Genomic DNA, 11,437 nt, shown 5'->3' with positions numbered 1-11,437 from the left:
CGCCCCCCCGCCGTAAACCACGCTCCCGTCGTGTTCCGCCACGACCTCCCCCCCGGGGGGCCGCGGGCGGGGGCGGGCCCCCCCCCGCGCCCGGGCCCCCCCCCCCCTCGACCGGCTGGGGCACCGGATCGACGACGAGACCGTGCGGTCGGTACTGCGGGCGTCGGGGCTCCGCACGACGGAGAAGTAGTTCTCACCCCGAGGCCGCCGATGCCCGGAGCGGGCGAAGCGGTGGGCCGGGCCTCAGGTGACCGGCCCGGCCCACCGGGTCTCACGCCGCCGTGTCGTCGGCCTCCATGGTCATGCGGGCCACGTGGAGCGCCAGATAGGAGACCTCGTCCTCGCTCAGTTGGCGTCCCAGACGCAGCTCGACGATCGTCGCGAGCTGCTGCGCGGTGCGGGTCGCCTCCGGGTAGTACTGGCGGATGCCCTTCCCGATCGTGGACTCGTGGCCCTTGAGCTGCCGGCGCTGCTGGATCCGTACGAAGAGATAGCGCACGTGCGTGATGAACCGCGCCACGTTCATGGACTCGTGGGAGACGTCCAGCCCGTACCGCTCCCTGATGACGGCGAGCATCTGCTGGATGACCCCGGTCATCGTGTAGGTGAAGGACAGATCGCCCGAGACGAAGCCCGCGTTGACCAGGTGCAGGGCGAGCGGGGTCGCCTCGGAGGCCTCCAGTCGCGGGGTCACGTGCTCGTTGATGGCCTGGAGCAGGAGCTGCGCCTGGGCGTACTCGGTGGCGTACAGGGTCTGCACCTCGGCGCGCAGCGGGTACTCGATGACGATGCCCCGCGCGGCCCGGTCCAGCGCTCCGGCGACGTGGTCGGCGACCGCGATGGCGAGGGTGGGGCGGGTGGACTCGCGTCCCTCGATACCGGCGTCGCCGAGGGCGGTCACGACGGCTTCCAGGATCTCCTCGCTGATGAGGGCCATGGCCTCGGCCAGCCGGTCGGGGTCCGCGTCGGGGCCGGAGCCCGCGGCGGGGTCGCGGCCGTCGGCCGGGACGAAGACACGCTCGATGAGCGTGGGGTCGACGGGCTTGCCCTGGTGGGAGCTGAAGCCGATGCCGCGCCCGGTCAGGATGACCGGCTGGTCCTTCTCGTCGCTCGCGAGGACCACGTTGTTGTTCAGGACACGCACAGCCTTCACCGCCGGCCCTCCTTTCCGTCCGATCTCCATCGTCTCCCGAACACCGACGCGGCGCGTGCACGCTCCCTCTCGGGAGGCGTGCACGCGCCGGATCGGATCAAGGGCGGCCGATCACCGCAGCACGGTCACCACGGGGGTGCCGGCGGTGACGTCCTGCCCGGTGTGCGGCTCGACCGAGGTCATGTCCGCGGTGTTGAGGACGGTCATCAGGGTGACGGCCGGGTGTCCCGCGGCGCGTACGGCGCCGAGGTCGACCTCGGCGAGGAGGTCACCCGCGGAGACCTTCTGCCCGGCCGCGACGCGCACGTCGAAGCCCTCGCCCTGCATCTTCACCGTGTCGATGCCGACGTGGATCAGGACCTCGACGCCGTTCGCGGTGCGGATGCCGAAGGCGTGGCCGGTGTCGGCGACGGTGATCAGCTCACCGTCGACCGGGGCGACGACGTGACCGTCGGACGGCTCGATGCCCACGCCCTCGCCGAGCGCGCGGGAGGCGAAGACCGGGTCCTCGACCTCGCCGAGGCCGACCACACGGCCGGCGACGGGCGCCGTGAGTTCGAGGCCCTTCCTGGCGGCGGGAGCCTCGCCGGCGGCGACGGGAGTCCCGGCCGCGGCGGCGGCCCCCGCGACGGTACCGGCGGAGGCACCGGTGGCAGTGGCGGCGGCACCGACGGCGACGAGCTCGCGGTCGTCGGCCGCCACGGTCTGGGCGGGGACGACGGCCTTGCCGCCCGCGGCCGCCTCGGCCGCGTCGCGCTCGGCGTTGGCCTGGACGCGCTCTTCCTTGGTGCGGTAGTCCGCGAAGTACACGAGCGCCATCGAGGTGAAGAAGGCCGCCGAGATCGCGATGATGTACTTGATCATCGGGTCGAAGACCGGGATGGTCAGCAGCGAGGTGAAGGCGAAGGCCTTGGTGTTCACGCCGCCCAGGACACCGATGATCACACCGCCCACGAGGCAGCCGACGAGCATGCGCGGGTAGATCCGCTTGAAGCGCAGGTGGATGCCGTACAGCGAAGGCTCGGAGATTCCGCCGAGCAGACCCGCGGCCAGGGCGCCGGTGGCGGTCTGGCGCATGTCCTTCTCACGGTGACGGATCGACAGCAGCAGGACACCGGCGGTCGCGCCGAAGCAGGCGAAGTTCCACGTGCCCATGGGGCCCTGGATGAAGTCGTACCCGAGGGTGTTGATGTTCACGAGCATGAGCGCGTTCAGCGGCCAGTGCAGACCGAGCGGCACCAGGAACGGGTACAGCATCGGGATGACGATCGCGAAGACGATCGGGGCGTTGCCGTTCAGCCAGGACAGACCCGTGCCGAGGCCGTTGCCGGCCCAGACGCCCATGGGACCGATGAGGAACGCGGTCAGCGGGATCATGATCAGCATGCTGAAGAACGGTACGAAGACCATCTGCACGTTCTCGGGGAAGATCCGCTTCAGGCCCCTGTAGACCAGGGCGAGCAGGGCGACCATCAGCAGCGGCACGAACACCTGGCCGCCGTAGTCGTTGAGCTGCATCGGCAGCCCGAAGACGTGCGCGACGGACTCCGAGGTGCCCAGCGTCGCGTTGGTGGTGGTGGTGACGCCGGGGGTCTTGGACCCGATCATGCCCGTGAAGTTCGGGGTCATCACCGCGGCCATCACGGTGGCGCCGACCCAGGGGTCGATCTTCAGCTTCTTGGCCGCGTTGTAGGCGACCATGATCGGCAGGAAGTACAGCACCGAGCGCCACATCGAGTCGACGAAGACCCAGGTGGCGGACTTGTCCGCGGACCGGAAGTCGACGATGCCGAAGGCGTCGAGCATGGAGGCGATCGCGATGATCAGGGAGGCGCCGAGCAGCACGCCCAGGAGGGGCCGGAACGAGTCCGAGAGGTACTCGAAGAAGTTGTCGAGCCAGGCGAGGCGGCCTCGGCCCTTGGCACGGATCTCGGCCTTGACCTCGGCGTCGGACTGCGGACGGGGCGTGGCGCCGCCGGTCATCGACGGCAGGTTCATGATGTCCGAGTAGACGCCCGCGACGGCTCCGCCGATCACGATCTGGAAGCGGTCGCCGGACTGGGACACCGTGCCCATGACGCCGTCGAGGGCGTCGAGCGTGGCCTGGTCGACCTTCTCACCGTCGTGGAGCTGGAAGCGCAGGCGCGTGGCGCAGTGCGTGAGGCTCTCGATGTTCTCGGAGCCGCCGACGCCACTGAGGATCTTCTCCGCCAGCGCACCGGGTGTGGGTGTGTTCATGACGCGTCCTTGCATCCCTGATTCTTGCGATCCTGCTTCGGTCCGCGATCTCTGGCGCACGGACCGAGGCAACAAAAAAGGCCCGGGGAGCGCACGGGGCGCCTCCCAGGCCTTGCCTCCCTCACATCGGACGCCGGTGGCGTCTCTGTAGGGAGTAACAATCCTGCGATCGAGATCGATCGGAAATGACTATAGCAGCGCGGCGACGGGCTCCGACGGCGTTCGTGACCATCACCACGCGACCACGCGGCGGGCGCGCGGCACCAGGCACCACGGGGCGGCGCCGGACAGCGCCGGAGCAGCGCCGGAGCATTCTGCCACCTCCGGCGCGACGCCCGGCCCGGGGCAGCACCTGACTGCACACTCGCGAGCAGCGGAACGCCGGCCGCCGCGCGAGACACGCCCCCTCCAGCCGGCCGCACGCCGACGGCAGTCCACCCCTTCCGATCAATTGAAACCGTTCAATGTTCGAGCACGCGAACCGGCCGATCTGGTCGATGACACGAATAAGCATGGCCGAATTCCCGAAAATACCGCCGCACTTGTTGACCGCCACCTCCCCCGCCCCTACCTTCACCGCCGTGAAACGATTCACAACTCCTAGGTGAGGGGCCCCAGTTGATCAGCAGGAGGAACATCCTGGCGGGCGCGGCCGGTGCGGCGGGAGCCGTCGCGGCGACGGCCGCCGGAGCGGGACCGGCCTCGGCCGCGCCCTCGTCGGCAACCGCAGGGGCCGGCCCGCGCGCCCGGCGCGCGGCCCCGCGCGTCACCGCTCCGACCGTCGAGTACGTCGAGCACCCGCTGGGGCTCGACGCAGCACACCCCCGGCTGAGCTGGCCGATGGTCTCGGACGCACCGGGGACGCGGCAGAGCGCGTACCGGATCCGCGTCGCCACCAGCGCGTCCGGGCTGTCCCGGCCCGACGTGTGGGACAGCGGGAAGGTGACGTCCGACCAGTCCGCCCTCGTCCCGTACGCCGGTCCTCGGCTCGCGCCGCGCACGCGCTACTTCTGGTCGGTGCGGGTCTGGGACACCGACGGAGCGGCCTCCGGCTGGAGCGCGCCGTCCTGGTGGGAGACCGGTCTCCTGGACACGCCGTGGTCGGCGGAGTGGGTCTCGGCTCCGACCGCCCTCACGGACGCGCCCTCCCTGGAGGGCAGCGCGTGGATCTGGTTCCCCGAGGGTGATCCGGCGAGCAGCGCCCCGGCGGCCACGCGGTGGTTCCGGCGGGTCGTCGACGTTCCCGACGGTGTCACGGCGGCGAAGATCGCCTTCAGCGCCGACAACGTTTTCTCGCTGTCGGTCAACGGCGCCGAAGTGGCCCGTACCGACCTGGCGACCGAGCACGAGGACTGGCGCCGTCCGGCCGTCGTCGACGTCCTCGGACGGCTGCGCCCGGGGCGGAACGTCCTCGCGGTGGAGGCGGCCAACGCGACCGTGGGGCCCGCCGGCCTGGTCGGTGTTCTCACGCTGACCACCGCCTCCGGTGAGCGGCGGATCGTCACCGACGCGTCCTGGCGGGCCACGGACGCGAAGCCCGCCGACGGCTGGCGCGGGGACGGCTTCGACGACGGCGGCTGGCCGGCCGCCAAGGTGGCCGCCGCATGGGGCGCGGGCCCCTGGGGCAGAGTCGTTCCGGCGTCGTTCGCCGCGAACCAGCTCCGCCACGCGTTCACACTGCCCGGCAGGAGAGTGGTCCGCGCGCGCCTGTACGCGACGGCCCTCGGCCTGTACGAGGCCCACCTCAACGGGCATCGGGTGGGCCGCGACCAGCTCGCCCCCGGCTGGACCGACTACCGCGAGCGCGTCCAATACCAGACGTACGACGTCACGTCCCTCCTGCGGCCCGGGGCCAACGCCATCGGCGTCTGGGTCGCACCCGGCTGGTACGCGGGGAGCGTCGGCATGTTCGGACCCCACCAGTACGGTGAACGCCCGGCGCTGCTGGCGCAGTTGGAGGTGGAGTACGCCGACGGGACGACCGAGCGCGTCATGTCGGGTACCGACTGGCGGGCCGCGGCCGGACCGATCGTCGCGGCCGACCTGCTGAACGGCGAGACGTACGACGCGCGCGCGGAGACGGACGGCTGGACCTCCCCCGGCTTCGACGACAGGACCTGGCTCGCCGTCCGCGCCGCCGGGGACGCGGCGCCCCGCCGGATCGTCGCGCAGCTCGACGGCCCGGTGCGCGTGGCCGCCGAACGGCCCGCCGAGAAGGTGACCGAACCCGCCCCGGGCGTCCATGTCTTCGACCTGGGCCAGAACATGGTCGGCTCGGTCCGGCTGCGCGTCTCGGGCGAGGCCGGGACGACCGTGCGGCTGCGTCACGCCGAGGTCCTCAACCCGGACGGCACCCTCTACACCGCGAATCTGCGCTCGGCGGCGGCGACCGACACGTACATCCTCAGGGGTGGCGGCGAGGAGACGTACGAGCCGCGCTTCACCTTCCACGGGTTCCGCTACGTCGAGGTCACCGGGTTCCCCGGGACTCCCTCCGCAGGGGCCGTGACCGGCCGCGTCATGCATACGTCGGCGCCCTTCACGCTGGAGTTCGAGACCGACGTACCCCTGCTCAACCAGCTTCACAGCAACATCACTTGGGGCCAGCGGGGCAACTTCCTCTCCGTCCCCACGGACACGCCCGCGCGTGACGAACGGCTCGGCTGGACCGGTGACATCAACGTCTTCGCCCCCACGGCCGCCTACACCATGGAGTCGGCGCGCTTCCTGGCCAAGTGGCTCGTGGACCTGCGCGACGGTCAGACGGCCGAGGGCGCGTTCACGGACGTGGCGCCCATGGTCGGGACGGTCGGCAACGGGGTCGCGGGCTGGGGCGACGCGGGTGTCACCGTCCCCTGGTCGCTGTACCAGGCCTACGGGGACCGGCAGATCCTGGCCGACGCCTGGCCGTCCGTCCGGGCGTGGCTGGGCTACCTGGAGCGCCACAGCCGCGGCCTGCTGCGGCCCGCGGACGGCTACGGCGACTGGCTGAACGTCTCGGACGAGACGCCCAAGGACGTCATCGCCACCGCGTACTTCGCGCACAGCGCCGACCTCGCGGCCCGGATGGCCACCGCGCTCGGCGAGGATCCCGCGCCCTGGACCGGCCTGTTCGACCGCGTCCGGGAGGCGTTCCGGAACGCCTACGTCGGCGCCGACGGGAAGGTGCGGGGCGACACGCAGACGGCGTACGTACTCGCCCTGTCGATGAACCTGGTTCCGGACGCCCTGCGCACGGCGGCGGCCGGACGGCTCGTCGACCTGATCCGCGCGAGGGACTGGCATCTGTCGACGGGCTTCCTCGGGACCCCCCGGCTGCTCCCGGTCCTCACGGACACCGGGCACACCGACGTCGCCTACCGGCTGCTCCTGCAGCGCTCCTTCCCGAGCTGGGGCTACCAGATCGACAAGGGCTCCACCACGATGTGGGAACGCTGGGACTCCATCCGGCCCGACGGCAGCTTCCAGACCCCGGACATGAACTCCTTCAACCACTACGCCTACGGCTCGGTGGGCGAGTGGATGTACGCGACCGTCGCCGGCATCTCGCCGGGCGGGCCCGGCTACCGGGAGACCGTCGTCCGTCCCCGGCCGGGCGGCGGCGTCACCTCCGCGCGGGCCACGTTCACGTCCCTCTACGGCCCGCTCTCCACCCGGTGGCGACAGCGCTCCGACGGCTTCGACCTCACCTGCGCCGTGCCCGCCAACACCACGGCCGAGGTGTGGATTCCGGCGAGCGGCCCGGACGCGGTCGCGCACACCGGCGCCGCCTTCCTGCGCACGGAGGACGGCTGCGCGGTGTACCGCGTCGGCTCCGGCAGCCATCGGTTCACCACCTGACCGGGGCCGCAGGAGTAGCCGAAGGAGCAGAGGGGCCGGGCAGACCGGGCCGGGCGAGGTGATCAGGTGGTCACGGCGGATTCGACGCCGCTACGGCGTCGCGTCCGCCGTGACCGGGAGCTGCTCCTCGTGCCGCGGCCGGCCGGTCCTGAACTGGGTGCGGTACAGCTCCGCGTAGCGCCCGTCCGCCGCGAGCAGATCCTCGTGGGTGCCCCGCTCGACGATCCGGCCCGCCTCGACGACCAGGATCAGGTCGGCGGCCCGTACCGTCGACAGCCGGTGCGCGATCACGAGGGCGGTGCGGCCCTCCAGCGCCTCGGTGAGCGCCTCCTGGACGGCCGCCTCCGACGTGTTGTCGAGATGGGCGGTGGCCTCGTCCAGGATGACGACGCGCTGGCGGGCGAGCAGCAGCCGGGCGATGGTCATGCGCTGGCGCTCGCCGCCGGAGAGCCGGTAGCCGCGCTCGCCGACCACGGTGTCGAGGCCGTCGGGCAGGGACCGTACGAGGTCGTCGAGACGGGCCCGGCGCAGCACGTCCCACAGCTCGTCCTCGGTCGCGTCCGGCCGGGCGAGGAGCAGGTTCTCGCGGACCGAGTCGTGGAAGAGGTGCCCGTCCTGGGTCACCATGCCGAGGGTCGCGCGCATCGACGCGGCGCTGAGCTCGCGGACGTCGACGCCTCCGATGCGCACGGCGCCCGCGTCGGTGTCGTACAGCCGCGGCAGGAGTTGCGCGATGGTCGACTTGCCGGCGCCGGAGGAGCCGACGAGCGCGACGGTCTGGCCGGGTTCGGCTCGGAAGGAGATGCCGTGCAGGACCTCGTCGCCGCCTCGGGTGTCGAGGGCGGCGACCTCCTCCAGGGAGGCGAGGGAGACCTTGTCGGCGGACGGGTAGGCGAAGCGGACGTCGTCGAACTCGACGGAGGCGGGATCGTCCGGGAGCGTGCGGGCGTCCGGCTTCTCCTCGATGAGCGGCTTCAGGTCGAGCACCTCGAAGACGCGCTCGAAGCTGACCAGGGCGCTCATGACCTCGACGCGCGCCCCGGCCAGCGAGGTCAGCGGCGCGTACAGACGGGTGAGCAGCAGCGCCAGCGAGACGACCGCGCCCGGCTCCAGGGTGCCCCGCAGGGCGAACCAGCCGCCGAGCCCGTAGACGAGGGCGAGCGCCAGGGCCGAGACCAGGGTGAGGGCGGTGATGAAGGCGGACTGCGCCATCGCCGTACGGACACCGATGTCCCGCACCCGCCGGGCACGCGCCGAGAACTCGGCGGACTCCTCCCCGGGCCGCCCGAAGAGCTTGACGAGGGTCGCGCCGGGCGCGGAGAAGCGCTCGGTCATGCGGGTGCCCATGGAGGCGTTGAGGTCCGCGGCCTCCCGCTGGAGGCGGGCCATGCGGCTGCCCATCCGCCGAGCGGGGAGTACGAACACCGGCAGCAGGACCAGCGCGAGCAGCGTGATCTGCCAGGACAGGGTGAGCATCACGACCAGCGTGAGCAGCAGGGTCACGACATTGCCGACGACGCCGGACAGGGTGTTGCTGAACGCGCGCTGGGCGCCGATCACGTCGTTGTTGAGTCGACTGACGAGCGCTCCCGTACGTGTACGTGTGAAGAACGCGACCGGCATGCGCTGCACATGATCGAAGACAGCCGTGCGCAGATCGAGGATGAGCCCCTCGCCGAGCGTCGACGAGAGCCAGCGGCCCAGGATCCCGAAGGCCGCCTCGGCGAGCGCGATGACGGCGATGAGCACGGAAAGACGCACGACGGTGCTCTCGTCCCCGTGGGCCACGATGGTGTCCACGACATGCCCCGCGAGCACCGGCGTCGCGACGGCCAGCAGCGCTGTCACCACACTGAGGAGGACGAACTGCGCGATACGGCGGCGGTGCGGGCGGGCGAAGGCGGCGATGCGGCGCAGCGTCGCGCGGTCGAAGGGACGACGCTCTTGTTGGGCGTTCATGACACTGTGCAACTGTGTCCAGGCTGTGGTCTCCATGCTCATGGGAGAGACAGTAGGACCTCAAGCTTTGTTGAGGTCAACGCATCGGGGCGGGTGCACTCACGCGAGTGGGCCTCCCCCGGCGCCGCGGGCGACGCGCGGGCCGCGCGTCCCACGGCTTGCCCGGCGTGTCAGCCTCCGTCCCCGCGCCCGCAACCTCGCGTTGGTGCGGCGTGGAAAACCTCTCGAGATGTGACAGCCGTACGACTTCCCCGGGCACTGCCCCGGCTCCCCCGCCTCCTCACCCTGCGGCCCGCCGTCCGGCCGGTCCTGTGTCTGATCCCGCTCGCACTGGTCCTCGTGGTGGCCGTACGCCATCGGTCCGTGCTCGCCGAGGGCTTCGGCCATCTGAGGTCGGCCGAGTGGCCCTGGCTCATCGCCGCGGCCGCCGCGACCTGCCTGACCTGGGTGGCCGCGGCCGTGACCCGTCAGGGCGCGGTCATGGAACGGCTGCCCGCCCGGCGCCTGCTGGCCACGCAGTTCGCCGCGGGCGCGGCGAACCATCTGCTGCCGACCGGGCTGGGTGCCGGAGCGGTCAATCTGCGGTTCATGACCGTGTGCGGGGTGCCGCTGGCCCGCTCCTCGGCCGCGCTCGCGCTGTATCTGCTGGCCGAGGCGGTCGCCAGGCTGACCCTGCTCGTCGGCCTGCTGATCGCGTTCCCCGGCGCGCTGCGGGTCGACGGTCTGATACCCGACGGCGCGACCGGGCCGCTGCTGCTCGGCGTCGGGGTGGCCCTGTGCGCGGCGCTGGCCGTGCTCGCTCTCGTACGAAAGCTGCGCACGGCCGTCCTCTCCTTCCTGCGCACCGCCTTCGGAGAGGCCCGCTCGGTGCACACCCGCCCGTCCCGGGCCTTCGCCCTGTGGGGCGGCTCGCTCGCCTTCCCGCTGCTCCAGGCCGCCGGACTGGCCTCGGTGGGACGCGCGCTGGGCCTCCCGGTGTCGCCCACGCACATGATGATCGCCTACCTGGCGGCGACGATCGCGGTCGCGATGGTGCCGACGCCCGGCGGGCTCGGTTCGGTGGAGGCCGCGCTGATCGTGGCCCTGGTCGCGGCGGGCGGCCCGGTGGCCGTGGCGACGGCGGTGGTGCTGGCGTACCGGATCATCACGGTGTGGGTGCCGCTGCTGCCGGGGGCGCTGACGCTCGGCGCGCTGGTCCGCTGGAAGGTGATCTGACCCGGTGCTCCGACCCGGTCCGGAGCGAGGGGGACACGAGCGCGTCCGTCCCAGGACCGTGCGGTGCGCCGCGTGCTGTGATACCGAGGAGTGACCACGGCGTGCGGTGTGGCGCGCCGGCCGCCGAAAGGGACAGCGCGATGCCGGTCCGTAGCGAACGTCAGGGTCACGTCACCACCGTCGTCCTCTCCCGGCCCGCGGCCCGGAACGCGGTGGACGGGCCGACCGCCGCCGAACTCACGGACGCCTTCCTAAAGTTCGAGGCGGACGAGACGGCGCGCGTCGCCGTGCTCTGGGGCGAGGGCGGCACCTTCTGCGCGGGCGCGGACCTCAAGGCCATCGGCACCGAGCGTGGGAACGAGATCGCCGAGGAGGGTGACGGGCCGATGGGGCCCACCCGGCTGCGGCTGACCAAGCCGGTGATCGCGGCGGTCGCGGGGCACGCCGTGGCGGGCGGTCTGGAGCTGGCGCTCTGGTGCGATCTGCGGGTCGCCGAGGAGGACGCCGTCTTCGGGGTGTTCTGCCGCCGCTGGGGCGTGCCGCTGATCGACGGGGGCACGGTACGGCTGCCCCGGCTGATCGGCACGAGCCGGGCGATGGACATGATCCTCACCGGCCGTCCCGTCGGCGCCCGGGAAGCGTACGAGATCGGGCTCGCCAATCGTGTCGTCCCGGCCGGCCGGGCCCGCGCCGAGGCCGAGCGGCTGGCCGCCGAGATCGCCGGCTTCCCGCAGTCCTGCCTGCGCAGCGACCGGGCCTCGGTCCTCGACCAGGAGGGCCTGATCGAGAAGGAGGCCATGCGGACCGAACTCCGCTACGGCATGGGCGTCCTGGAGGAGGGCATGGAGGGCGCGGCCCGCTTCGCCTCCGGCGCGGGACGCCATGGCGCCTTCGGCGAGGTGTGACACCGGCGGGCGTGTGCGCGGCGGCGGCCGCCGCGGTCGCGCGGTTCCGGTCCGGTGGGTGGGTCGGGGCCGTGCCGGTGCATCAGCCCGTCGCCGTTGGACGGAGATGTGACCGTCGGTGGCGACG

At 72.2% G+C, this 11,437-nt stretch carries 6 protein-coding genes; 3 read left to right on the top strand and 3 right to left on the bottom strand.

What is annotated here, in order from left to right; genetic code table 11:
• Window positions 1–271: 271 nt before the first annotated feature.
• Together ACFXGX_RS10325 and ACFXGX_RS10320 are read right to left on the bottom strand one after the other, a co-directional pair.
• Window positions 272–1,153: a PRD domain-containing protein gene (locus ACFXGX_RS10325; RefSeq protein WP_384787608.1), complete on the bottom strand. Its 882-nt coding sequence runs from the start codon at window positions 1,151–1,153 to the stop codon at window positions 272–274.
• 111 nt (window positions 1,154–1,264) lie between these two features.
• Window positions 1,265–3,391: a glucose PTS transporter subunit IIA gene (locus ACFXGX_RS10320; RefSeq protein ID WP_384787605.1), complete on the bottom strand. Its 2,127-nt coding sequence runs from the start codon at window positions 3,389–3,391 to the stop codon at window positions 1,265–1,267.
• Window positions 3,392–4,009: 618 nt separating this feature from the next.
• Between ACFXGX_RS10320 and ACFXGX_RS10315 the strand changes: the two genes are divergently transcribed.
• A complete protein-coding gene (locus ACFXGX_RS10315; protein WP_384787602.1) occupies window positions 4,010–7,231 on the top strand; it encodes an alpha-L-rhamnosidase in 3,222 nt (1,073 codons plus the stop codon).
• A 90-nt stretch (window positions 7,232–7,321) separates the two neighbouring features.
• On the opposite strand, the gene ACFXGX_RS10310 is transcribed toward ACFXGX_RS10315, so the two are convergent.
• Window positions 7,322–9,226 carry an ABC transporter ATP-binding protein gene (locus ACFXGX_RS10310; protein WP_384787856.1) on the bottom strand — a complete coding sequence of 635 codons (1,905 nt, stop codon included), beginning with the start codon at window positions 9,224–9,226 and terminating at the stop codon, window positions 7,322–7,324.
• A gap of 195 nt (window positions 9,227–9,421) precedes the next feature.
• On the opposite strand from ACFXGX_RS10310, the gene ACFXGX_RS10305 reads away from it, so the two are divergent.
• Window positions 9,422–10,405: a YbhN family protein gene (locus ACFXGX_RS10305; protein WP_384787599.1), complete on the top strand. Its 984-nt coding sequence runs from the start codon at window positions 9,422–9,424 to the stop codon at window positions 10,403–10,405.
• A gap of 140 nt (window positions 10,406–10,545) precedes the next feature.
• Window positions 10,546–11,310, top strand: coding sequence for a crotonase/enoyl-CoA hydratase family protein (locus ACFXGX_RS10300; RefSeq protein ID WP_384787596.1), 765 nt, complete (start codon window positions 10,546–10,548; stop codon window positions 11,308–11,310).
• Window positions 11,311–11,437 lie beyond the last annotated feature (127 nt).

This window comes from Streptomyces sp. NPDC059371 (assembly GCF_042751995.1).
Classification (GTDB): domain Bacteria; phylum Actinomycetota; class Actinomycetes; order Streptomycetales; family Streptomycetaceae; genus Streptomyces.
This window is presented reverse-complemented; position numbering and strand designations above follow the sequence as displayed.